This window comes from bacterium, assembly GCA_035530055.1.
Taxonomy (GTDB): Bacteria; UBA6262; WVXT01; order WVXT01; family WVXT01; genus WVXT01.
The window spans coordinates 1-25,980 of record DATKVN010000045.1 but is presented as its reverse complement, the minus strand read 5'-3'; the positions used below and the strand labels follow the sequence as shown (position 1 = coordinate 25,980).

Below are 25,980 nucleotides of genomic sequence, written 5' to 3'. Positions count from 1 at the left end.
TTCGTCATCGCCAATGATAAGTAACCTAAATCCATTATTTCCTGCTTTTGCCAAACCACATTAATAATTCTTTTCGAAATCTCGATAATAAATTATAGAATACTGAATATTTCTTAATCTTTACAATTTCTCCTGTTAAGTCCCTTATAAATCCGTCCAAATTTGCAATATGCTGGTCCTTGGCAACGATAGCCTTATTGAGATTATTGATATGCTGGTCCTTGGCAACGATAGCCTTATTCAGATTCTGGTCCTTGGCAACGATCGCTATATTCAGATTATTGATATGCTGGTCCTTGGCAACGATAGCCTTATTCAGATTATTGATATGCTGGTCCTTGGCTGCGATAGCCTTATTCAGATTATCGATGTGCTGGTCCTTGGCAACGATAGCTATTTGCTGTTCCTTAATTTCTAACCGGAGTCTATCAATAACCTCAGCCATATGTCCTATTTGCCCCAGAAGAAGTTCAACATGGGAAGGTCCTTCTAACATACGATTATTACCTGAACCAGGTTTTCCAATCGAGCCTTCATTAAAATTGCCTTTCTCAATCTTTTTCATCGACCTCTCTCCTTCCTTAACATCCAGTAATCTAACCCCGCTAAATACCTTCTTGGGCTCCTTTATTTCTCTTCTGTGATGCCTCAAAATTTCTTCAAGATAGCGAATCTGGGCTGTATTCTCCGGCCTCCTAACCCACTCACGAGTCGCTTTATCCAACATCCCTGACAAATTGGACTCGTGCAGCCTGTAGAGGATGATTGGCTCGGGGACAAAGGCTGGATTCGACCTTCTAAAAATTCTGAAAAAGAAATCCTTATCGGCGCTCGCCAATAAACTCTCCTCATAATAACCTGTTTGAAACAGAAGCTTTCGTCGAAATATACTTGTTACATCCACGCCGAGCACCCAAAGTTCTAATTTCTTTACTTTCTCATAAAATTTATTGTCTTTCTTTTTCCTGTTAAACTGTTCTATCTCTTCGGAAAAGGCATTTTCTATTGGATTCCCTTCCTTGTCTATGACTTTATGAATTTTCCCGAATACAAGGTCAACTTCAGGATGAGAATTTAAAAATTCTACCCTCGTCTTTATAGCGTCGGGTAGCATTATGTCATCAGAATCCATACAAGTAATAAATTCCCCCTTAGCTCTCCTTAATCCCTCATTTCTAGCTACAGCAAAACCCCGGTTCTCTTTCAATGTGATTACTGTAACCCTCTTATCCTGCCTGGCAAATTCCCTGGCTATATTTAGAGAGTTATCAGTAGAGCCATCATCAAAAATAATTATTAATTCGAAATTAGAGTAATTCTGCCTTAAGACGCTTCTAATTGCCTCCTCAAGATATTTTTCTGTGTTATAAACTGGCGTAATTATACTTACCTTATCTCTGTATTCGGGTGAAACTTCGGATATCTTTGTTAACAATTTCGCACGTAAATATGACAAAGAATTATTTTTATTCTTAACAGCCCTCGCGTGATGCACTTCCTTATCTGGCGAATCAGCAAGACTCTTTTTCCCATAGTGGTAGACAAATGCATCATCACAGCAAACTGCCCCGTAACCTTTCCTCTTTGCTCTCATACAAAAATCATCATCTTCCCTATAGCCCACCTCCAGCTTCTCATCAAATAGTCCAATTCGATTAAAAATCTTCCTTTTAATCAAAAGGCAAAAGCCAAGAACTGTCGGTATTGATGGATACTGACACTCCGATAATTCTGACACAAGACCAGCAAAACTTTCCACAGTAAATCCAGCTGGAATTGCATTAAAAACAGAGGAATGAGGAATGGAAAGAAAAAGGGCATTATTGCTGAGCGGGTTCACCATCCCAATCCTGGAGTCACTGTATGCACACCTGTCCATTTTCTCAAGCCACCTCTCAGTTACCATGGTATCGGAATTTAGTAAAACAACATCGTTCTCAGTGTTTTCGATTCCGATATTGCAATTCTTAAGCCATCCTAAGTTTTTCTTATTAGTAATGATCCGTGCTGATTTTATTGTCCTCAGATACTCCTTTATGATCGGACTATTGCCATCATCAACTATAACTAAGTTGTACGGATGCTTTGTGTTTTTCAGTATACTATTAACGCACTGCCTCAAATAGGACAATGCCCCATAAACAGGAACTATAATATCATATGTCCTTTTCTTTTCCGACAATCTATCCTACCTCTGGTCCAGCACTATTTGCGGTGCCGTGATGTGGAGCTCTACCTCGCTACTCCTTGTTTCTGATAGTATCTTCCCTTCTTTTTCTACAATGGCTTTCCGATAAGAATCTATCACTTTACCAGGAATTCCAACTTCTTTTATGATACCCCCATCCAGCCAAACCACTCTATCGCACCATTTTTCAATTGCTTCCAATTCATGGCTCACAATCACCATAGTCTTATCTAGCTTTCTGAAATCGGCAATTCTCTCTGCACATCTATGCTGGAAATATTCATCTCCCACAGCCAGGATTTCATCAATTAATAAGATATCAGGGTCTATATTAATAGCTATCGAAAATCCAAGGCGCATAAACATTCCGTCAGAATAGATCCTTACAGGCTCATCAATATAATCTTCGAGTTCAGCAAATTTCACAATATCATTAAATATTCTCTTTATTTCTTTCTTTGAAAGGCCCAAAATTATACCATTAATGAAGATATTCTCCCTGCCTGTAAATCCAGGATGGAAACCTATTCCCAATCCAATCAGAGAAGCAACCCTTCCCTTAACGTATACTTTGCCTGAATCGGGCTTATATATCCCTGCCAATAATTTAAGGAGAGTGCTTTTACCCGAACCATTCATTCCGATGATTCCAACACTTTCTCCTCTTTCTATTGTCAAATTGATATCTTTTAAGGCATCAACATATCTCACCTTTCTCCTATTTTTCAGCCAGTCAAAATGTAGGAGGGTCTCCCTGAGTGTGGTATACTTTCTCTTTAATACTTGCCTGGCAAACACTTTTGAAACATTTTTCAATTTAACTGCAACCAATTTAGACCTCTTCGGGAAACGACTCTTTATACCTATTGAATATCAAATTCCCTAAAAAGAATACTAAAAATCCAAAACAGAGTGTAATTCCCAGAACGCGCCAGTTGGGAAACTGTCTGTAAAATAGGATGTCCCGATAAGCTTTAATTAACGTGGACATGGGATTTATAACGGTTATAAACCTAAGCTTTACCGGTATTGAAGTCATAGGATACAAAATTGGTGTGGCAAAAAACCACATTATAATTACATTGCCAAGTATATGTTGAATATCTCGAAAATGGACATTTAGAGCAGAGACCATCAAAACTAACCCCATAGTAAAAACTGCTTGGATTATCATTACTATTGGCAAGCTAATTAAGGCAATACCAGTCTTAACCTTAAAAAGTAGGAGGAAAATAAATAGCAAGGGAAGGCTGAAAACAAAATTTACCAGGTTGGAAAAGACGGTTACAGAGGGCAGAACCTGTGGAGGGAATAGAGCCCTGGTAATGAGGTCACCACCCCTGACTATAGAGTCTGCTCCCTCCAAAATTGAGGTAGAGAACCACACCCAGGGAATGAGCCCACAAAATAAGAATACGGGATAATTCTCAACCCTAATTCTAAGAAAGATGGAGAATACGATTGTATAGACACACATCAAAAGGAGAGGATTCAAAAATGTCCAGAGGAACCCCAGAACTGAACCCTGATAGCGAAGCTTCACTTCTTTTAAGACGAGACTCATAATTAATGCCCGATAGCGATAGAGTTCTATAACGTTGGAAAACATATTCCTACCTCTTAGAATTCTAAGGATGAAGGGATAATCTACAAATGTCATTGCCAGTCCCGATTGAAAATCGGGAAAAGGAGCGAAGTCCCGATTCATCGGGACCACGGCTTCGCCTCGCAATGACATCTTTTTCTAATTTACTGACTGAGCGACTCCGATAACTATCCCTTCATCCCTCTCTCTCTTTTTGCAACACTCTCCAAAAGAGCAATAATGGTTAGAACAAGCGCTGCCTGAATAAAAATAATAATCCCTCCTAAAATATTTACCTGAGTAAGCAGGGTAGCTGTAATTCCTAAACAGAAAGTTATTAAATAGATAAAAAGGACTGCCCCTCTCTGGCTGAATCCCAGGGCGACTAAACGATGGGAAAAGTGGTTTTTATCTCCACCAAATATCGGTTCTTTTCTCTTAATTCTTATTGAAATAACTGAAAGTGTATCAAAGATGGGAACTGCCAATATCAAGATGGGCATAACTACTGGTAAATGAGTCGGAAAACCTTCCCTATAGTAGGAAGTAGTTATTGTCAGAACAGCCAGCATATAACCGATGAACATACTTCCCGCATCACCTAAAAATATTTTTGCTGGACTAAAATTGTAGCGAAGAAATCCCAGAAGCGCACCAGCAAAAGCAAGAAGGGCAATACTGGTAAAGGTCTGATGTTGTTGAGAAGTTACTATAAAGCAGATGAAACAAGCAATAAGCCCTACACCCGTGGTCAAGCCGTCCATATTGTCTAAAAGATTGAAAGCATTGATGATAGCCACCATCCACAGGAGAGTTATCAGGCTACTAATAAAAAAACTTGGTATAAAGAGCGTAATCCTGACTCCCAGCGTAATGAGTGGCAAAATTACCAGGACCTGACCCAAAATTTTGGTCTCTGGTCTTAAGCCCTTTATATCATCTATCAAACCTAATAGAAGTATGACAATCCCTCCCAGTAGAATACCGATTAATTGTGGCAACACTCTTAAGAATCTGGGAAGGTTCCTCATAAGGGTCGAACCAACGTCGCTCGGCAGAAGATTGAGAAATCCCGGGTTCGACTTTATTATGAGTAGAATAAGAATGTTTACTACTATGGTAACAAGAAAGGCGAGAAAGATTGCCAGCCCACCTAATAAAGGCATCGGTTTACCTTGTAACTTTCTCTCTCCGGGATAGTCCAGAACTTTGAACTTGAGGGCCAACCTCTTTGTCCAGGGCGTCAACAATAGGCTCAACAAAAGGGAAAAACAAAATACATACAAGTAAATAAAACTCCACATTTTTAACCAAACCCCCTTTCTTTAGGGATAAGTTTCCACGTTCTTTTTGTCTCTATGGTATTCAATAGTTTTTTTGAAAGCATCATCCAGCCCTACCCTCGGCACATAACCAATTAGATTGCGGAGCTTAGTAGTATCGGGTATTCGATGTCTCATATCTTCAAAGCCTTTTCCATAAACCTCTTCGTAGGGCAGGTAAACTATCTCCGAATTACTTTTGGTAAATCTCTTTATTTTCTTGGCTAAATCAGAAATGGTAATCTTTTCCTTACCTCCTAAATTAAAGATTTCTCCCACTGCCCCAGGATGGCTGCCTAATCTAACCATTCCATTTACAACATCACTTACATAAGCGAAACTTCTGGTCTGATTTCCATCACCACAAATAGTAATAGGTTTTCCAGAAAGGGCCTGTTCAATGAATCTCGGCACAACCATCCCATACTTCCCTGTCTGTCTGGGACCGCAGGTGTTGAAAAGTCTTACTATTATGATGGGCAAGTGCTTCTCCCGCCAATAGGCTAAAGCTAAAAATTCACCCAAAGCTTTGCTGCAGGAATAGCTCCACCTATGGGTAAGTGTTGTTCCCAATACCCTACCATCGCTCTCTGTGAAAACTTCCTTCTGATTTTTCCCATAAATTTCTGAGGATGAAGCAATTATTACCTTCTTTTTATTCTTCTCTGCCAGCCTCAGTACTAACTCTGTTCCCAGAACGTTAATTTCTATCGACCTTATGGGATTGCCAATGACGAACTCTACACCCACAGCAGCTGCCAGATGGTAGATTATATCGCACTCGTCGACCAATCTCTCCATTAGTGGCTCATTCAGGATAGTGCCCTGAATAAATGAAAATTTTTCGTCTACTTCCAGATGGTCGATATTCTCTTTCTTTCCAGTGGAAAGGTCGTCAATTACCAGAACTCTATTTCCCATTTTGAGGAGTTGTTCAGCTACGTGTGAGCCAATGAAACCAGCTCCTCCAGTTATTAATGCCACCATTTGAAGACACCGCCTCTCTCTTCAATTGACTCTTTATAAACGTCACTGATGCGCTCCACCATCACTTCCAGCTCAAAAGCAGGATTGACCATGCTTCGTCCAGCTTCTCCCATTCTTCTTGCTTTTTCTTTATCCTTCAAAAGATGGATAATAGAGTTAGCTAACTTTCTTGAATCCTTGGGAGGAATCAAATAGCCGTTCTCTCCATCTTTTATTATCTCCGGCATTCCATCTATCTCAAATGCTATAACCGGCTTAGCCATTGCTAACGCCTCCGGCAAGACTCGGGGGAGTCCCTCTCTCAATGATGTGTGAACAACGACATCCATAACTGATATTAGTTTCGGAATCTCTTTTCGTTCTACAAGTCCAGTGAACACAATATTATCTCTTATTTTCAAATCTTCTGCCTGGCGTATTAATCTCTCCCTCAGGATACCATCCCCCACTAAGAGGAACTTCGCTTCCGGAAAAACCTCCACTACCTGAGAAGCAGCCTCCAGGAAATAGTTGTGACCTTTAAACTCGAAGAGGCGAGATATGTTTCCCACAACTGGAACATCAGGGTCCAAATTCAACTCTTTTTGCTTTTCGGCTATTAAAACGTCACTGTTAGAATAATGTTCCAGTTCTATGCCACTGTAAATGATTATAAATTTGTCCTCCTTAGCTACACCAGCTGCTATTGCCTTTCTCGCCATTGCATCACATACTGAAATTAGCCTATCAGTAAAAAGAGCGACGAACCTTTCACATAAAATATAGATGTAATTTAAGAATTTGTTCTGATACTCAAAGAAAGGCAGGCCATGAACACTGTGAATTATTATCTTCACACCTGCTATCCTGGCAGCCAATCGACCCAGAACACCGGCTTTAGAGCTGTGAGTATGGACTATTGTATACTTCCCTTTTCTAATCAAAAGATATAGTTCAATAAAGGCTAAGACATCTCGAACAAGATTGATTTCTCTTCTCATATGGGGTATTATCTTTAACTTAATTCCTCTCTTTTCAGCTTCCTCTATTAGACTTCCTTCCGGCCCGATGGGCGGTCCTGTCGCTAACTCTACCTCATAATATTCGTTCTTATTTAAGCCCCAAACAGTAAATATTGTATTTTCCTGTGCCCCACCCAAAATTAAACGAGTAATGATATGCAGTACTTTAATTTTTCTCATCTCTTTCCTGTAGGGGACGGACTCTGTGCCGTCCCTCTCTTTGGGCGACCACAGAGTGTCGCCCCTACAATACAGAGCTATCGCTCTACAGCTACATTTTATTAACCCTGTGCAAAATTTCAAGAAGTTTGGGAGCGTTAATTTTAACCGAATATCTTTCCTCGATTGTCTTTCGACCCATGAAACCAAATCTCTCTCTTAGAACTTCGTTCTCAATAAGTTGCGATAACTTGTCAATCCATTCTGCATCAGAATCGGCCAAGAAGCCATTGACACCATCATCGATAATTTCACCATTTATCCCCACTGGAGAAGCAACTGCTGGAATTCCCACTCCCATATATTGAATGACTTTACATCCACACTTACCCAAAGCCCAGTCATCATTGACAAGAGGGGCTACCCCAATGTCAAAACATTGCAAATCTGAAATCTCTCTCTCCCGTCTCCAGGGTAAGGCAACTGTTTCCACCCCGTCAACTCTATAATCCCCTGTACCAATGACAGTTAGACAGATATTGTATCTTTTAGCAAGGGCTGTAAACACATTCCTTAACTGGTCAAGGTAAAATACTGTGCTTTGACTCCCTATCCAACCAATATTTATTTTGTCCCTACTATTTTTCCGTTTAACGCAATATATCTCAGTATCAATAGACGTTGGTATTACTTCAACGTTTCCATTGAATCTTAAGGCATATTGTTTCAAATATTCGTTCCCTGCAATAACATAGTCGCTCATAGCTAAAATTCTGGGGATGCTGTCTCGATACCGAAAATCATAAAGGGGACTTCTCCTTCCCGGTGGCAGAAGGAAGATAGCGTCATCAAAATCGAAGACTAATTTCCTGTTCAACTTCTTGATAAGTCCTTCTATTAAAGGATAGGCGTGTGGCAGGACTTCTTTCTGCAGAAAGACAATGTCGCCTGCTCCAATCATAGTTAAATCTATTAAACGTTTCAATACTACTAGACCAAAATATGGCAGTTTATTGATAGGCCTATGGGTGTTATATACTCTTGTAAAATGATTAGAGGAAATAGCAGGGCTAACTCTGAAATTTACGCCTTCCCTTTTAAGGAAATCGAGATACTGATAAACGCGATGCCTACTGGAAGGTCCTAATTCTGAAGTTTGCGTTAGAAAGATAACTCTCATAAATTAGAATCCAGCCTCTCAAATTGCTATCCCGATAAATCGGGACAAATTCACTTTTGCTTCAATATATCTTCTACTTTCTTTAAGTTCAATCTCGCCTGTTCATAGTTCGGATTAATCCGCAGGGCTTTCTTGAATTGTCGCACTGCCTCCCTCAGTTCTCCCATTTCAGCAAGGGTAACTCCAAGGTTATTGTAGGCTTCAACAAGCCGACGGTCGAGATTTACAGCTTCCTGGTATTCCTTTAATGCTTTATCGTATAGGCCCTTTTTTCTGTATATATTCCCCAAATTATTGTGTACTCCTGCGAGATTAGGATTAATTTCCAGAGCAAGCATATACTCTCTTATTGCCTCTTCGTATAAGCCTTTGTTAACATAAAGGATGCCCAAATTATTGTAGGCCTCGACGAGATATGGATTAATCTTTAAGGCTTCATCGTACTTTTCCATTGCTTCTCCATATAGACCTATATTCCTGTAAACATTTCCCAAATTATTACGTGCCTTCTCATCTACAGGATTCAACTTTATACTCTTCTTATACATAGCAATTGCTTTATCGTAGTCGCCGCTCATGCTATAGTAAGTTGCCCTGTCAAAGTAGAGACTTGCCATAAAAGGCTTGGTCCCCCAGAGCAGAAGAAGAACGGTTATGACTACTATTGCGCTCTGTCTTATTATCGAAGGACGGATATTCTCCTTAGTTTTTTCTAATTTACTACTGCCAGTATTTAACAACCCAAGCCAGAGCCAGAATAACATGCTTGTTGTTGGCAAATAGAAAGAGTAATGGAAAAAGCTATGAATCAGTACTGCTGTAAGACTCGACATAATGATGATGAGTAAATTTGGAGAATATGTTGACCTGTTTATTTGCTTAAGTCTCTTAAGGCCTGTCCAGTAGAGAGTCACAATAAGCCAGAGAAAGGTTCCTAAACCTAATATGCCCGTATTTGCGGTTATTTCCAGGTAGTCATTGTGGATGAACTTTGATAATCCCTCAAACCTTCCGTATTTCCTTGTCCTGAGATACTTACTTTGATATTTTGTATGTATCTTTTCAAAAGTGCCAATACCGGTGCCTGACAATGGGTGCTCTTTTATTATGTCAATGCCAGTGCGCCACATAACAAATCTGTGCCTTGTCGCCGGATCTTTGAGGTCAGCAATGGAGAGAAATTTCTTAGTAAAAGAACCGCGCTTCCTGTAATCATATCTTATCAATAAACCAAGGCAAATAACCATTAAAGAAATAATAATAAGAGATTTTTTGCCAAACAGGCTCTTAAAAATTTTTTTCATCCCTCTCTCTGCCATCAGTTTCGCGCCAGCAAAGAAGGCCATAGCTCCCATAAATCCTACCCAGGCTCCACGGGTGCGTGTATAAATTAAGGCAATCAGAGTTATTATCGCGACTAAACCAACTATTATCTTTAATTTTTTACTAATTTTTTCAAAGAGAAGGCCTGCACTTACCGGCATGGTAAACACCAGAAAGCTTGCCAGAACATTTCGGTTCTCAAAAGGGCCTGAAATATAACCGCTTCCAACAACCTTTAAATTTAGCAAATCTATCCCAAAGTACTGACCTATGCCGTAGATTGAAATCAACCCTGAAACGAAGATTAATGAAACCATTATTCTTCTTATCTGTTTTCCATCCTTAATAACATTTGACGCAAGGGAGTATAACCCGGCAAGGAGAACAATGGAGAACAGGCTATATACACTAATGTAAATATCGACCGAAGAGAATAACGATATACTACAGGCAATTATATAAGCAATGATGGGATAGTTCAATCCACTTTTGACTAATTTGTATCTGCCTTCCGTTAATAGATATAAACCGGTTCCTATAATGACCAGTACCTGAATAAACGTTATCTTCATTGTTGATATAAACCAGGGATTATGGATAAACCTTGCATAGAGAAGCGGTGTTCCAATAACCAGTATCAATATGATGACCATTATTGTTCTGTTGATATTTTTCTCATTGGCTCTATTTTTCAATCCAATATCCTTTTTCTCATATCCAAATTTCCCAAAATCTCCTAATAACCCCACATAAATCTCTTAATATTTCTCTACTTCCTCGGGAGTACTGTTTGTCGTGGTTGTTTCCATTCATTGAATTGACTGATATGATGGCGGTTCTATATAATGTTTTCAAAATCAATCCCAAAAGGTCCATCTGTTTCACTATCCATTCCGAAAGAATTCCATAGTGTTTTCTGAAAAACCTGTGTCTGCTTTTGTATCCCTGAATTCTCATCTTAGGCATATTCAGGCCGGCGCTTTGACCTCCATAATGAATTATTTGCGCTAAAGGGATAAAGTATATCTTCCATCCTTTTTTCTTAATCCTAAAACACCAATCTATATCCTCATAATACATATAAAATTGCTCATCCATTAATCCTACCTGACTAATTATTTCTCCTCTTACCATAAGAGCTGCGCCCGTTGGTTGGTCGACTTCTCGAATATCATTATGACCCCAATAACCAATTCGATGCCTTCCCATAACTTTACTCTTTGGAAATAACTTTTCCAGTCCCGTATTTTCAAAGAAGGCAGTAATTAAAGTGGGAAAACTCCTGCAGGATGGTTGCAATCTTCCATCAGGATACAGTAACCTACATCCTAATGCACCTGCATGGGAATTTGCTTCCATAAATTCTACCATTTTGTCTAATGCATTGGGTAAAACAATTGTGTCTGGATTTAGCAATAGCCTGTATCTTCCTTTGTTCTCTCTTAGACCTTGATTAGTAGCCTTGGCAAAGCCCAAATTTTGGTGGTTTTCTATTAACTCAACCTCAGGAAATTCACTCTTGACCATATCTACACTGCCATCACGGGAATTATTGTCTACGATGGTTACTTCAAAACTTATTTTTTTTGTATTGCCATAAATAGACTGTAAGCATTCCCTTAAGCGATGCTTCACATTGTAATTAACAATTATAATCGATAAATCGACCACTTCCTTGCCTTTCTATGAATGCCCACTTGGTCGGGTATCGTTTACGGTGCCATCTGGTCGGGCACTCTTTAGAGTGCCGATTCCGTCACCCTGAAGGGTGACCGACCTATCCTGGTCATGCATGTAGAGATTGTGTAGAATTTCGGATTTAGAATTTTCAAATACCTATGGTATATGGAGTGTTAGCTATAGTCCTGTTGAGATTATTTGTCCCTTTGGTAGGCGAATTGCGATAGAATAAAAATTTGAAAAATTATATCAAAATCGAGGAAGTTTGTCAAACAAAAAAGCGCCCTTCGGTTTTCTGTTTGACAGGTCAGTGTTCAATTTGCTAAACTTTTCTACAAATTTGTGTGTAATTTTTTAGCTTTCTAATTTATCGTAAAATAAAGGAAATTATGGAAATAAAAGAATATCTTAAAATAAAAAGAGAAGAAATCGATGAAGCATTGGAAAACTGCCTTCCCAAGGAAGATGCATATCCCCCCAAGATACATCGGGCAATGAGATACAGTCTATTGAATGGCGGCAAGCGAATCAGACCAATCCTCACCATGGCCACATCTAAAGTCGTGGGAAAGAAGGCTGACCTTCTAATGGCTGCCTGCGGTATCGAACTAATTCATACTTCCTCTTTGATTCTTGACGACCTTCCCTCAATGGATAATGCCAATTTCAGAAGAGGACGACCAGCAACCCATAAGGTATTCGGCGAAGCGGTAGCAATACTGGCTGCCTATGGCCTGTTAATGAAAGGTTTGGCCCTTATCGCTCAGAATTGCCGAAAAGCTAAAATAGATAATAAGGTTGCCAGTCAAATTATGGAAGATATTTCGGAAGCAATCGGTTCTTGCGGGATGATTGGTGGACAGACGGTCGATTTGGATTCTAAAACTATGGATTTAAAAACACTGGAATATGTCCATACACACAAGACAGGAAAACTTTTTGTGGTAGCCTGTGAGATTGGGGCAAGACTGTGTAGAGCATCTGAAAAAAAGAGACAGGCTTTAAAGAATTACGCCAGAAATATTGGTTTAGCCTATCAAATAAGAGATGATATTTTGGATTTTACGGGTAAAAGAGAACTGACAGGAAAAGATGAAAGCAAAGATAGAAACAGAGCGACATTTGTTACCGTTCTGGGAATGGGAAAGGCAAGACAGCTTGCTGCTAAACTGGTAAACTCCTCCATTCATAGCCTGAAGATTTTTGTCACAAGAGGGAAAATCTTAAGGGAATTGGCAGAATATATTTTAGAACGAGAGAATTAGTGAAGGAGTGGCGAAGCTGAGCCTCGTGGCCCAATATGTTAAGAAAACTTAAAATCTATTGGGAACTTATGAGACCGTTTACCCTCCTGTCTCCCACAGTCGGGTTTATAAGCGGAGGCTTAATTGCTATTGGTGCCAGTAGTCAAATAGTGCTGACCTTTACCTATGTCTATCCAATTATTCTGGGTGCCCTCTCTGCTGCGTTTCTTAATGGAGCCTCCAATATTGTAAATCAATATTACGATATCAGTATCGACAGAGTAAACAAACCAAACAGACCCCTGCCTTCAGGCAGAATTTCTCTAAAAGAGAGCCGGTTGTTCAGTATTCTGCTTTACTCCTTCTCATTCTTTTTAGCATACCTGGTTCCTAACAAGCAATTTATTATTATCGTTCTGATGACTGCTCTAATTACCTACGCTTACTCCGCACCGCCTTTTAGAACCAAAAGATGGGCAATAGCAGCCAATCTAACCATTGCCATTCCCAGAGGATGTCTCCTCATAGTCGCTGGCTGGACAGCAGTGAGAAGTTTCTTTAATTTTGAACCCTGGTTCATCGGCTCCATATTTGCGCTTTATCTTTTGGGCGCTGCCTCTACCAAGGACTTCTCTGACATAAAAGGTGACAAGATGTACGGATGCAATACGATTCCTATAATTCTCGGAGCCAAGAAAGCGGCAATCACCATCGCTCCTTCTTTTGTATTACCATTTCTATTAATTCCATATGGCAAAATTAATGGCATATTGACCGGGTCACCCATAGTATTATACCCGTTAACGGTCATCCTTGTGGCCTGGGGCAGTTACACTGCTTATTTAGTCCTGAGAAAACCCGAAGAACTGACCCTGGAAGCAAATCACATCTCCTGGAAACATATGTACCTGATGCTTTTAGTAGGACAGATAGGTTTTGCCTTAGCTTACCTTGTTTAGAGAGGATTTTTGAAATGGAAGAGAAAAAGAAAATAAAATCAATAATAAATGATATTATTAAAGGGATCAAATTTGGCCTCATCTTGGGCCTGACTGTAGGATTTATCATTGGTATTGTAAAAGGCGTGAGTCTGGTCTCCTCGAATGCATACTTCCAGAATTCGTTACATAATCTTGCTTTAGCTACGATACAACTTAGTCTTAACAGTGCAGTATCGGTATCGGTTATACTAGCCATAGCAGCAATTATTTCTTTGATGATGATTAAAATTTATAGAGAAAGTGGATTAGTACTTATTTCTTCTTTTATGATATTGTTATACATAGCGAGCTTCAGACGAATAAGTCCATTCAGTTACCTTTCATTTATTTTAATGCTTTACGGAGTATTCTACCCAATCGGTATCAGTACAAAACTACGAGAAAAATTTAGCTTCTTAAATAAGGTAGCTAATGGAAAATTGGTACTGGTGCCAATTATCTTAATCCTTATCTGTAATGGATTTATCTATTCTTATCGGTTGAATACTCGCCCTAAAGGGCCTAATATAATCCTCATCTCCATTGATGCCTTGAGAGCAGACCACCTGAGTTGTTATGGATACCACAGAAACACATCTCCCAATATTGACCAGCTAGCAAGTCAGGGTGTTCTATTTAAAAATGGTTTTAGCCAGGCGTGCTCAACCGTAGTTTCCCACAGCTCAATCTTCTTATCTCAATACCCCTGGACTCATAAAATTACAGGGTCTGAAAAAAAGATAGGAAAATCTTCTGTCACTTTAACTGAGATTTTAAAAAACTGGAATTATATAACAGCTGGCTTTGTGGGCGGTGCATTTATGTCCTCAATATATGGCTTTGGTCAGGGATTTGATTTCTTCTTCGATAGAATAAACACATCGCGCACCATAAAATTTCACAAGGATAATATATTTAGATGGTTGGAAAAAGTTAAAGATAAAAAATTCTTCCTATTCCTTCATACTTATGATGTACATTCTCCTTATGATCCCCCTATGCCTTATCGCACTCTCTACATTGGAAATTACTCTGACCAGCGAGCTCTAAGCACACTAGGCGATTATAAGCTTACCGCTCTGAACCTTTCCCCAGAAGAGATTGACTACCTGATTGCTCTTTACGATGCAGGAATCAATTATGTAGACGATGAAATTGGTGAGTTGGTTAAGAGGTTAAAGAAACTCAATATCTTTAATAATTCTGTTATTATAATTACTGCGGACCACGGGGAGCGTTTAGGTGAAAGGGGTAGGGTCGGTCATGGAGGAGAAGCCAGCAGAATAGTAACACATGTCCCTTTAATAATGAGAGTTCCAGGAATATGTCAAGGAAAAGTCGTTGAGGAAATAGTGGAGAGCATCGATATTACGCCCACGATACTGGATATTTTAGATATTTCTCTCCCTGAATGGATGCAAGGGAAAAGTATTCTACCATTAATAGAAGGCAGTGAGATTGAAGGAAACTTCATTGCTTGTACCAGCGAAGAATGGGGAAATGCTCCCTTCTCGAGAGCAATAAGGACAGAGGAGTGGACATACATTATGAATCGGAGAGAACCCGATGAGCTGTATGACAGGATAAACGACCCAAAAGAACAGAGCAACATAATCAAAAAGAGACCACTCATAGCCCAAGAACTAAAGAAGCAATTGGAAGATTTCATCGCTTTGACAAGCGAAGGAAAGCCGCAGGCAACTGAGGAAGTCCATATTGATAAAGAACTCAAAGAAAGGCTAGAATCGTTAGGGTACCTACATTGATTGGTCTACCTCAGGAAGAGTTTAATCCCGTAGTAAGTTCTGAAAATTATACGCATCATAGCCAGCTTACAGCTATAGATGAAATCATCAAAGCCATAACCTTCCATAAAATACCTTCCTTCGTAGGGCAAAACTACCAGGCTTACTCTTATTTTGGGAGCAATATCAGTGGGAATCGAGTTCTTTTTGCAAGCTTCATACATATGGCGGAAAATTAGGAGCATATCCTCAGACTTTGGTGAAGGCTTTGTCTGGTAATCTGTGCCTGCCAGAGGACGGAATATACAGATAGTGGGAAATGCGCCTACGCTGGTAATATAATCTATTGCCTTAAGTGTGTCTCCAATTGGCTCCAAACCAGCAATAATCTCCCCGGAAACCTTACCTTTGCCCATTTTTGCGACTGTATACTCCATAGCTCTGAAAAAAGTCCCCTGGCCTAAAGTTATTGCCTTACCAGGACATACTTCTTGAAATACTTCCTTATTGAAAAATTCGAAGCAGAATGAGAAATGGTCTGCTCCCATTTCCATCATCATATCATATTTGGACAGTTCTTTCTGTGGTGGGCATTGGACTCCGATTAGAAGACCTGTCTTCTCCTTGACCGTCTTCACATAAGGAGCCAGAATATCTAAAGCCTTTCCTTCACAGTAGCCGGTATTGAAATGGACGAAAGTTATTCTCGACTCTTTTCGAGCAGCAACTGCAGTCTCCACCACGTCCTGGACACTCTTCTCCGCCTCTTCAGTAACTCCCACATTGAGTCCTGTGGCACAGAACTTGCAATTCTGTCTTGGCTCACTTAGCCAATAGCTGCACACTCTGGCTGGATATATTGCTAAATATGTACCCTGCAACATACCAACTCTGGACATCAATGTCCCGTTACTTGTTCTCTCCTGATACCAAAAAGGTTGAGAAGGTATTGTGACCTGACATAAGTCATTTCCTTCTTTTGTTATATAATATTTGCCACTCCTTTTTATCAGAAGAAAAGGACTCTTCTTAGCAAACTCTTCTAGAACAGGTACGTTAGCATATAGGTTATCCGGAAGAACCATCTCCAGGCCACTTCCCAGCCCCGCTCTTATGCGGGAAACCAGGCGAGCATCCTTCTCCAAATTGCAGCTGGGGTCAATCTTCATACCTTTGCAAAATAGATCTAACTTCAATATTCCTGGATTCAACTTTTCCAAGTGCTTTTTCATTTCAATTAGCTACCCGAAATTTTATTGGTTTTCCATCCATCTCTTCTGGAATTGGCAGGTCGAAAATCTCAAGTACTGTGGGTGCAATGTCAATGATGGAAGGCGATTCTCCAGCAAATTTTTTATTGGAAATAAATATTCCTTGGGTTATGGAGGGGTCAAAAGAACAGTGGTCTCCGCTCCAGTTCGATTTATTTTCCATAATTATTTCAGGAGGGATACCTCCCAGTGCAGTCTGCCAGGATACCCTGTAGCCTTCATTAAAGCCAACTACCAGGTCAGGAGCCTCCTCTAAATACTCTCCTTGGTAGATATCTTCTCTTTTATAAACATCCACTATTACTCTTTTACCAGTGACCGGGTCTCTCAAATTTTTCAGTTTAGCTACTATCTCTTCCCCTAAACCATTGTACTCATCGTCTGGCTTCACTATCCCATATGCTTCTCTACCTTTTAGATTTATGTAGATACAGCCCAGCCCTAAAGCATATGCCTTAGTTCTCTGCCAGTCAACATTTGGCCAGAACTCGCCCTTGCCAAAAAGGTCCTCCAATTTGTATTCTTTCCCTTCCTGGGATAAGAGGGTCATATAGCCATTCTTCACTAACCATGTATTAAGATTCACTGCTTTCCTGAATGGATGAAACCCGTGATCGGAAATTAGAAAAAGGGTGGTGTCCTCATCCACAAAAGGCATAACTTCTCCCACTATTTCATCCATCTTCTGGTAAACTTTCAATATGGCATCGCCATATTTCTCTGCCTTCTCTCTATCATAAGCAGGATGAGTCTCATCAATCAATCTCCAGAACATATGCTGCACCTTATCGCTCGCTTGAAAAATAAAGCTGAACAGGTCAAAATTTTTCTTTTCCAGCATATTCATCATTATTTCTTCTCGCTGATTCATGGTATAAAAGAGGTCTTCTAAAAAAGTCTTCTCGTCAATTCTCTTTTCACTGAGAGCCCAGGTATCGATAGCCCAGCCCAGGGTCTTATATAGCCCTATCTCTTCAGCCAGTTTTCTGCAAAACGATTTTGGATAAGAAATGGGAAATGGTGATTTTTTGGGATAGAAGTTTATTGGACATAGATAGAGCCTGAATTCAGGCTTGATGCTTATCAAATAGAATCTTCCCATTCCATATACTTTAATTAAAGGATTCATCTTAAACTTAATCGCGAACCAATCGCTCCAGTTGCCAACTTCCAGTTTCTCTTCTCTATTCTGGATCTTTATTATGACTTGTTTGTCGTTGATTATCTCAATCTCCAGAGGAACCAATATTTCTTCGCGCCTCCTCGATAATCTATTCCTTGGCCCGTGAATTACAGTCTTTATCTTTCTATCTTCTATTTTGACCTCGCTGATTTTTCCTCCCATCTCCGTATCCCCTTCTTCCCTCACATCCGTACCATAATAAGAGAAGGTTCCCTGTGTCCCACGAATATCGGGTACACCCAGACCGGAAAGAAGTTTCCCTCCCACAACCTTCTCGGGAGGAAATGTGACCGGTGCCTGTAAGACTACGCACCTGAGCCCATTCCGGGAGGCTATCTGCCAGAAAGATGTCCCTTTTCTATTGCAGGTAATGCTCGGCTTTTCCACAGGAAACAGCCGCAATAAGAACTTACCTTCACTGAAAGAGGTAGTAGCGAAGTCAGGCATATAAGTCTGAGGGTCTCTTTTGAGAAAATCGAAAATGGACGTCTTACCTGGATTGGTGCCCGTGGCAAAGCTGGACCAGGCAACAGGCGATTCCGCAGGATTAGTTGTCCCCAATTCTAAGAAAGTTCCTCTTTCTTGAAGACTTTTTATGTTGGGCAGTTTCTCTTCTTCCATCCACTTTGATAGCAAATCCGGGTCAATTCCATCAAATCCTAAAATGATGACCTTTTTCTCTGAAAGACCAGTGTTTGCTTCTCTCTTAACAGAATTATAAAAAAAGAATCCTCCAGAAACAGACAAAAAAAGTATAATTATAAGTAATAAAAGAACCGTCTTTCTCTTAAGCATAACAACCCCTTCGCCCTCCATATCTAAGGGCCACTCTTCACCTGAAAAAAGCGTGAAAGCGCCATATTTGAATTTGAAAAACTGGTTTAGCGGTCTCTCGTAAGCAAGATGAGCGAAATCTATTTTTCGCTTACGCAATGTTAGGTGCCGTCTTTTTTTATGTACACTACAAATTTGTCAGAAGCTTCTCTTTGATATCTGTTTCTTTTGAACCATGTTGAGGATTGAGCAAGGAATGTTTTTTCAAGCCCTGGGAAAATACCAACACACTCAATTTTCTGAAAATCATCAATATCTGTTAAATCTTTATCCTTGAATTTCGCTTTTATCTCCTTCCTAAGGCGTTCGCTGAATTCTGAATTATGAACAATACAGTCTGTCTCAATCCATATAAAATAATGGTTGTTTCTATTGCCTACTAATTTCAAATAAGTTGAAATTGAAATGCTCCATTCAAAATTATCCACAGGGTCCGAGGCAATTACAATTTCTGAATCTTCATTTGTATTCTCTGCAATCGATTTAAGGAATGAATTGGTTGCAACTCCCTCGTTTGTAAAAGCCTTAGCTATACGTATAGTAGGCTCAACCTTAAACCAAAGCATAATAATCAGCAATATGACAAATATTTTTTGAGAAAAATAGCTTATTTTTCCGGACTTATTAATCTCTCTTTGCAAATAAATAATTAAGACAGAAAATGCCAAAAAGGCAGGGAGAAAATATCTATCCCAAAAACCCGTTTTATTGTATAAAAATGCCTGTGGAAAAAATATTAATGAAAACAAGATAATTATTTTTAAAAAGTTATCTACAAAAACTTTAAATATCTCATAGATTGAAAACTTTTGATCATTATTCAGCCGCGACCGCATAATCAAAAACACCCCAAATAAAGCCAAAATAAAAGGTCCTCTTCTTATAGTAAAATATATTGACCTTCCCAATAATCTGAATAAATGAATATTTTGATCCACGCCTACATAGCCTAATTTATTTGTCCCGACAAAGGCGATAATGATATATAGTTCAATTAGCATTATCAATACCAGAAGACTTATTGAAAATAAATTTTTGTAAATAGCCTCCATAAATGAAATTTTATTTCGCGAACTATAGAGCCATATTTTCCAAAATAATATCGCGGGAATTAAAACTATGAAGCTTTCCTTGCAAAGTGAGGTTATAATTAGAGAAACAACAAAAGCCAAATTATAAAGAACATTATGCCTGTAGGCGTAAACGCTCTTTGCCAAAAAAAATAAACATAAAGCGAGAAAAAACATTCCTTGCGTTTCAGATAGACCTAATCTCCACCAGATTGCAGCCTGTGGTCCCAATAATGTCAAGAATGAAAAAAATAATGATTGAGCAAATGAGAAATTGGCATTACGGGCAAAGAGATAAAGAAAAAAGGCACAGAAAGCGGCAAGCAAACCATTATAGATATACCACAGAGTAAAATTTATTCCAAACAATCGCGTTTGTAGAACCCTGTGTAAATAGTAAAAAGGTCTAAAGCGTTTATTTAGATCGTTTGAAATTACCCCTTTCGCCACGTGACAAAAGTCTTTATGCTTGAGCTGATCGTTGATTCTAACCATTTCATGATCAACTGTAAAATGAAACCCGGAAAAAAGTGTACCAGTAAATGCAAGAAATCCGAACACCAAAAATAAGAAACTAATAAGTACTATGAAATACTCTTGCGTTTTTGTTGCCTTTTTGAATTTAATGATATCTTTAAAATTTATCATGTAAATCTCAATTGTCTCGTGGAAGACGTTTTTCTTTCGAAATTTCTTTACATTATCTATAATCACTACTACAGGTTTAGCAAATGCGCCCCTTCAGTCCCCCAGGCACCTCTCCGTCAAGAAGCTTGCATTAGAGATAAAATTGAAAAAAGGAGCGGTAATTGTCGCTTTATTTATACCAAATTTGATTGTTTTTATCAATAATAATAAGAAACAAATAACCCTCATTCACTACGGTAGAAATTAATTAGATAGGAAACATAGGAAGGCATCTTTAGAGTATCAATTGGTAGGCCACCATTATGGTGTCTTTTGTGGTCGTCCGCTCTCTTGTAGCAGCAAAGCCTAATCTTTATCTCCATTTTAGGCGATTGTTCTATCGCTACAACTTCATCTTTTAGCGGAAGCAAAGTCCCCAAAAATTATTTACACAAACGGATAAGCTGCCAGAATTGAAATAAGCCCAAAGTGTTGATATAATTTACCAAACATGGTCTATGGTTGCAAGATAAAGGACTTCTAATCACTTATTTCTATGTGCTTCGCCCAATAACATATATAATGCCAAAACTAAATATAATTCTCTCGATTAATAAAATTTATTGTGCATAAGTTAGCAACTACAAGAAAAAATAATAGAGCGAAAAATTCTGGCTTTGAGAGTCCGTATTTATATTTAAGACCATCTTCACGTTTAAACTGACGCTCAGTCCCATTAGAGATGACTTGAAAGCTTACATTGTCTTCTTTCTTTACGTTGATGTACTACCATTTTCTGCCCATCATATTCGTATATAGTACAAAGTAATTACTGGTTCTTTTTACTACTCCTGGAAAGCGATATCTAAAGACACGTGGCGTCACTCATTTTCACCATGGTTCCCGTTTTGTATTATTCCTAACTCTATTTTTATGAATTGAAAATCTCATACGCAGAAGACCAGCTAGGAACTGCAATATGACCTTTGTCATATAAACTCTTGTTTTTACGTCTTCTGTCCATTTTACGGGAATCTCAAATATTCTATATTTATTATACTCTGCCAAAAGTAAAAGCTCTGTGTCAAAAAACCAATTATTGTTCTTCACCAGTGGAACAATCTGCTTCGCAACATCAGTTCTTAGTGCCTTGAACCCGCATTGCGCATCTGAAAATCTATTAAAAAATAAAGCTTTAATCAAAAAATTATATATTCTTGAAATTATTTTGCGCTTTAACCTTCTTTTCACTCTCGAGCCCTGCATTAATCTTGAACCTATAGATACATCAAAGCCACAAGTTATACCTTCAATTAAGAGCTTTAAATAACGTAAATTAATAGAAAGGTCCACATCCGTATAACATACAATATCAGCGTTACTTTCAAGGAGCGTCTTTCTAAGAGCATAACCTCTACCTTTCACCGGAATGTGGACATATAGAATCCTCTTATATTCTGATGCTAAGTCTGTTGCGATTTGCGAAGTTTTGTCAGTAGAAGCACTCTCAGCTATGATAATATTCCAAGAAAAATCAGCTGTTTTCTCTAAATAATTATATAAGATAAGCACATTTTTTTGTAAGCAGCCCTCTTCATTATAGACGGGAATTATTATATCTACACTTAATATTTTTTTATCCATATTATCCAATCCTGAATTTTATATTAACATCTCTTTTCTTTATTATCAATGTCTTTTAAAGCTATATGAAAATAAGCCATTCTACCTATTACCATACATGCAAGGATGATCTCTCTATAAATAACCGACCGCCTGGTATGAAGTCCCCTGAAAAAACACTCGACCACCTCTTTTACTTCCAGGCATGCCGAGGCTCAGCACTTTGACCGTCTGCGTATTAAACACCAGTTGAGACAAGATGGACGACGAACATAATAATTGCTCTAATTTCTAAAGCGAAGGCACAAAGAACCCTTGTTGCCGCTGTCAAGCTGACGACCTGGCAATATTCTCACGAGTACTTTTTCTTGCAATCATAAACCACGTTTGGTGGATTATATCAACACTTTGGGCTGATTTCAATTACGGTAGCTAATCCGTTTGTGGAAGGAATTTTTGGGGATTTTGCTTTCGCTAAAAGATGAAGTTATAGCGTCAGCCCGCCCTATCTCCCCTTTAAGCAAGAAGAGATATCTTAGAGTGCATAGAGGGCGGGATGGGGGATCGGGAAAGGACAGTCAACTACGTCGCTTCCTGTCAGTATACCTTAATACATACCACCGCCAGGCATAGGAGGCATGGCAGGTTTCTCCTCAGGTATGTCAGTTACCAAGGATTCTGTAGTCAACAATATTGAAGCGATACTGGCTGCATTCTCCAGAGCCAGGCGAGTTACCTTAGCCGGGTCAACAATGCCCGCCTTCATTAGGTCTACGTATTCTCCAGTCTCAGCATTTAATCCAACCCCTGGCGAGCTCTTCCTCACTTTCTCCACGACCACAGAGCCTTCAAAACCGGCATTTTCCGCAATCTGCCTTAAAGGCTCTTCTAAGGCCCTCTTTATAATATTTATCCCCGTCTGCTCATCTGTATCTTCCGTCTTCAATTTAGAAATAGCCTCAGTTGCTCCTAAAAGCACTATTCCGCCACCGGGGATAATTCCCTCTTCTACACCAGCTCGGGTAGCGTGCATGGCATCTTCAATCTTGAACTTCTTTGCTTTCATCTCAGTCTCAGTAGCTGCCCCCACATTAATTACAGCCACTCCTCCCACTAACTTCGCCAACCTCTCCTGGAGCTTCTCTTTATCGTAATCCGAGTCGGTTTCCTCTATTTGTTTCTTAATTTGCGCAATTCTCGCATCGATATCTTTCTTATTCCCAGTACCCCCCACAATTGTGGTGTTTTCCTTATCGACGGTCACCCTCTTTGTCTGGCCAAGCATATCCAGGGTTGCTTTTTCAAGTTTCATTCCCATCTCTTCCGAAATTACCGTTCCCTTTGTGAGAGTTGCAATATCCTGTAACATCTCTTTTCGGCGGTCTCCAAAGCCCGGGGCCTTAACTGCTGCACACTTTAGCGTTCCCCTCAACTTATTGACCACCAGTGTAGCCAGAGCTTCTCCTTCTATATCTTCAGCTATAATGACAAAGGGCTTGCCCGTCTGAATAATTTTTTCCAGCACCGGCAGAAGGTCCTGCATAGAACTGATTTTCTTATCGGTAAGCAGAACATAGGCATCCTCCAACACCGCTTCCATCCTCTCAGCATCAGTAACGAAATATGGGGAAATGTAGCCCCTGTCAAACTGCATTCCCTCTACAATGTCCACAGTGGTATCAGCACCCTTCCCTTCCTCCACTGTGATTACTCCATCTTTGCCCACCTTATCCATAGCATCAGCAATTAAGTTCCCAATCTCCTGACTGTTGGCAGCTATGGAAGCTACCTGTGCAACTTCCTCCTTAGTCTTCACATCTTTTTTCTTCTGCTTTATCTCCTTTACTACTGTCTTGACTGCCTTATCAATTCCCCTCTTAACATGAATAGGGTCAGCTCCAGCAGTGATATTCCTTATTCCTTCACGCACAATTGCCTGGGCAAGGAGAGTTGCCGTAGTAGTACCGTCACCAGTGTCGTCGTTTGTTTTGGAGGCAACCTCTTTTACCAATTGAGCGCCCATATTCTCAAAAGGATCCTTAAGTTCAATCTCTTTAGCTATAGTCACTCCGTCATTGGTAATGGTGGGCGAACCAAATTTCTTATCCAGAACTACATACTTGCCCTTTGGCCCCAGAGTGATTCTCACCACATTTGCCAGCTGGTCTACACCACTCATTATTGCACGCATCGCCTCTTCATTAAACTTCATTTGCTTTGCCATTTTATTAACCCCCTTTCGAATTCAGTTAATAAGAACGAATGAGTGACTTATCAACATCTCACCCGTCCTTCTTTGCTTTTTATTCAATGATTCCCAGGATATCTTCTTCCCTTACAATTAGGTAGTCTTCATCATCTATCTTTATTTCATTACCAGAATACTTACCGAAAAGTATTCTATCCCCTACTTTGACGTCCAGGGGAAGCGTTTTCCCTTGTTCAGTAATCTTACCTTTTCCCACTGCAATAACTTTACCTTCCTGAGGTTTTTCTTTAGCAGTGTCAGGAATAATAATTCCGCCCTTTTTCTTTTCTCCTGTTTCCAAAGGTTTCACCAGCACCCGATCACCCAGCGGTCTAACCTTCATTGAGTTCTTCCTCCTTTCTAAGATATTCCCACCATAACAGTTGTGGTAGCCGCAACCTTCAGGTTGCGAAGCCATTAGCACTCATACGTCAAGAGTGCTAAATATATATTTTTGAAGCGAATAAGTCAAGAGACAAAAATTCCCAGAATTCCCGTTTATTTCAGAAAAATTGCAATTTTCTCCCAAATACTCCAATTTTCTCTGTTTTTTACCAATGCATGTAATTAGTAGCCGAAAGCAATAACCCAACTAAAGGTTTTGCCCCTTTTGGAGTGTGAAATGAAAGTTTCACCTCCTCGGGTCAAGCTTTCGCTTGACACTCCAACCACTCTCTATTAACCTTCCCGTCCGGGCGCGCACCACACTGTATGGTTTGATATCTTCCCCTTAACAACTTCAAAGTTATCCACAGACTTTTCCACAAAATCCACATGCCTATTTCTGACCTCGAAAGTTTCGCTCCCAGAGTATCCTGAGCCCTTCCAGAACTAGATCTTGATTTACCGTATCTATCATCTCTACCTCTGGTGCGATGAGACTGGCATATCCGCCGGTAGCCACAATTTTGGGATTCCCTCCGATTTCTCTCTTTATTCTGGAAAGTATCTCTCTCACCTGTCCAATCGCACCATAAACTATTCCTGCCTGCATACTCTTTCCGGTATTCCTACCAATAACACTTTCTGGTTTAGCCAGCTCAACATGGGGTAGCTGGGCTCCCTTTTCAAAAAGCGCCTGGGAGGAGATACCAATTCCCGGCGCAATCACCCCTCCCACATATTCTCCCTTCTCACTAATTATATCAAAAGTTGTAGCCGTACCAAAATCGACTACTATAACCGGACCTTTATACAGTTCAAAAGCAGCAATACTGGTTGAAAGTCTGTCAGCTCCCACTTCTTTAGGATTATCATACAAAATAGGCATCCCCAACTCGCCCTCCCGGCCAACTACAAGGGGCTTGATGTGAAAATATCTCTGGGAAATTTCTTCAAAAACAGGTAACAGGGAAGGAACCACACAGGATATAGCAATCCCTGAAATTTTTTTTCTGTCGATTTTTCCAAAATCGAAGAAATTTAAGACTTCTACTCCATACTCATCTGGAGTCTTTCCTGCACTTGTTGAAATTCTCCAGCTCTCTATCAGTTTCTCCCCAGTATAAACACCAAAGGAGATACTCGTATTGCCGATATCAATCACCAGAAGCATAACATCTTCCCTTTTTATGGAATCGTAGGGGACAGACTCTGTGCCGTCCCTTCCTTTGGGCGACCACGGAGTGTCGCCCCTACATTGACGCAGAGCTATCGCTCTGCGGCTACATTTTCGAGAGTATTGTCACGTCGCCAGCAACAACTCTCTTCCTGCCGTCCTCTGTCTCTAC

Annotated in this window: 20 protein-coding genes; 3 read left to right on the top strand and 17 right to left on the bottom strand. The window is 39.8% G+C overall.

Going from position 1 to position 25,980, the window contains the following annotated elements; all coding sequences use genetic code 11:
- Window positions 1-34: 34 nt before the first annotated feature.
- The 9 genes from VMW39_03985 to VMW39_03945 all read right to left on the bottom strand — a co-directional run bounded on the left by VMW39_03985 (window position 35) and on the right by VMW39_03945 (window position 11,416).
- The gene (locus VMW39_03985; GenBank protein HUW23172.1) at window positions 35-2,182 is read right to left on the bottom strand and encodes a glycosyltransferase; all 2,148 of its coding nucleotides are present in this window, start codon (window positions 2,180-2,182) and stop codon (window positions 35-37) included.
- Window positions 2,183-2,188: 6 nt separating this feature from the next.
- Window positions 2,189-3,019, bottom strand: coding sequence for an ABC transporter ATP-binding protein (locus tag VMW39_03980; GenBank protein ID HUW23171.1), 831 nt, complete (start codon window positions 3,017-3,019; stop codon window positions 2,189-2,191).
- A gap of 1 nt (window position 3,020) precedes the next feature.
- Window positions 3,021-3,896, bottom strand: a complete 876-nt coding sequence (locus tag VMW39_03975) for an ABC transporter permease (GenBank protein HUW23170.1) — start codon at window positions 3,894-3,896, stop codon at window positions 3,021-3,023.
- 65 nt (window positions 3,897-3,961) lie between these two features.
- On the bottom strand, window positions 3,962-5,077 hold the full coding sequence (locus VMW39_03970; protein HUW23169.1) for an MraY family glycosyltransferase: 1,116 nt from the start codon (window positions 5,075-5,077) through the stop codon (window positions 3,962-3,964).
- Window positions 5,078-5,098: 21 nt separating this feature from the next.
- Window positions 5,099-6,082 carry an SDR family NAD(P)-dependent oxidoreductase gene (locus VMW39_03965; GenBank protein ID HUW23168.1) on the bottom strand — a complete coding sequence of 328 codons (984 nt, stop codon included), beginning with the start codon at window positions 6,080-6,082 and terminating at the stop codon, window positions 5,099-5,101.
- Window positions 6,070-7,263: a glycosyltransferase family 4 protein gene (locus tag VMW39_03960; GenBank protein ID HUW23167.1), complete on the bottom strand. Its 1,194-nt coding sequence runs from the start codon at window positions 7,261-7,263 to the stop codon at window positions 6,070-6,072. The genes VMW39_03965 and VMW39_03960 overlap by 13 nt, the downstream gene beginning before the upstream one ends.
- A 91-nt stretch (window positions 7,264-7,354) precedes the next feature.
- Window positions 7,355-8,227, bottom strand: a complete 873-nt coding sequence (locus tag VMW39_03955; protein HUW23166.1) for a glycosyltransferase family 4 protein — start codon at window positions 8,225-8,227, stop codon at window positions 7,355-7,357.
- A gap of 245 nt (window positions 8,228-8,472) precedes the next feature.
- Complete coding sequence (locus tag VMW39_03950) at window positions 8,473-10,494, bottom strand: tetratricopeptide repeat protein (GenBank protein ID HUW23165.1); 2,022 nt, start codon at window positions 10,492-10,494, stop codon at window positions 8,473-8,475.
- Window positions 10,457-11,416 (bottom strand): glycosyltransferase family 2 protein, encoded by a 960-nt coding sequence (locus VMW39_03945; GenBank protein ID HUW23164.1) that lies wholly within the window; start codon window positions 11,414-11,416, stop codon window positions 10,457-10,459. The genes VMW39_03950 and VMW39_03945 overlap by 38 nt, the downstream gene beginning before the upstream one ends.
- A gap of 398 nt (window positions 11,417-11,814) precedes the next feature.
- Here VMW39_03945 and VMW39_03940 point away from each other — a divergent pair, with 398 nt between their 5' ends.
- The 3 genes from VMW39_03940 to VMW39_03930 are packed head-to-tail and all read left to right on the top strand — an operon-like array spanning window position 11,815 to window position 15,415.
- Window positions 11,815-12,690: a farnesyl diphosphate synthase gene (locus tag VMW39_03940; protein ID HUW23163.1), complete on the top strand. Its 876-nt coding sequence runs from the start codon at window positions 11,815-11,817 to the stop codon at window positions 12,688-12,690.
- Between the two features lie 35 nt (window positions 12,691-12,725).
- Window positions 12,726-13,628 (top strand): UbiA family prenyltransferase, encoded by a 903-nt coding sequence (locus tag VMW39_03935; GenBank protein HUW23162.1) that lies wholly within the window; start codon window positions 12,726-12,728, stop codon window positions 13,626-13,628.
- A gap of 14 nt (window positions 13,629-13,642) precedes the next feature.
- Window positions 13,643-15,415 carry a sulfatase gene (locus VMW39_03930; protein ID HUW23161.1) on the top strand — a complete coding sequence of 591 codons (1,773 nt, stop codon included), beginning with the start codon at window positions 13,643-13,645 and terminating at the stop codon, window positions 15,413-15,415.
- 5 nt (window positions 15,416-15,420) lie between these two features.
- Here the strand turns inward: VMW39_03930 and VMW39_03925 are convergent, their stop codons facing one another.
- The 8 genes from VMW39_03925 to VMW39_03890 form a co-directional block, all read right to left on the bottom strand.
- The gene (locus VMW39_03925; GenBank protein ID HUW23160.1) at window positions 15,421-16,626 is read right to left on the bottom strand and encodes a radical SAM protein; all 1,206 of its coding nucleotides are present in this window, start codon (window positions 16,624-16,626) and stop codon (window positions 15,421-15,423) included.
- Between the two features lies 1 nt (window position 16,627).
- A complete protein-coding gene (locus tag VMW39_03920) occupies window positions 16,628-18,643 on the bottom strand; it encodes an alkaline phosphatase family protein (GenBank protein ID HUW23159.1) in 2,016 nt (671 codons plus the stop codon).
- Window positions 18,644-18,783: 140 nt separating this feature from the next.
- Complete coding sequence (locus VMW39_03915; protein HUW23158.1) at window positions 18,784-20,400, bottom strand: hypothetical protein; 1,617 nt, start codon at window positions 20,398-20,400, stop codon at window positions 18,784-18,786.
- A 224-nt stretch (window positions 20,401-20,624) separates the two neighbouring features.
- Window positions 20,625-20,810 (bottom strand): hypothetical protein, encoded by a 186-nt coding sequence (locus VMW39_03910; protein HUW23157.1) that lies wholly within the window; start codon window positions 20,808-20,810, stop codon window positions 20,625-20,627.
- 460 nt (window positions 20,811-21,270) lie between these two features.
- A complete protein-coding gene (locus tag VMW39_03905; protein HUW23156.1) occupies window positions 21,271-22,023 on the bottom strand; it encodes a glycosyltransferase in 753 nt (250 codons plus the stop codon).
- Between the two features lie 586 nt (window positions 22,024-22,609).
- Window positions 22,610-24,226, bottom strand: a complete 1,617-nt coding sequence (gene groL, locus VMW39_03900) for a chaperonin GroEL (protein ID HUW23155.1) — start codon at window positions 24,224-24,226, stop codon at window positions 22,610-22,612.
- 79 nt (window positions 24,227-24,305) lie between these two features.
- Window positions 24,306-24,593: a co-chaperone GroES gene (groES, locus tag VMW39_03895; GenBank protein ID HUW23154.1), complete on the bottom strand. Its 288-nt coding sequence runs from the start codon at window positions 24,591-24,593 to the stop codon at window positions 24,306-24,308.
- A gap of 435 nt (window positions 24,594-25,028) precedes the next feature.
- Window positions 25,029-25,805 carry a type III pantothenate kinase gene (locus VMW39_03890; protein HUW23153.1) on the bottom strand — a complete coding sequence of 259 codons (777 nt, stop codon included), beginning with the start codon at window positions 25,803-25,805 and terminating at the stop codon, window positions 25,029-25,031.
- Window positions 25,806-25,980 lie beyond the last annotated feature (175 nt).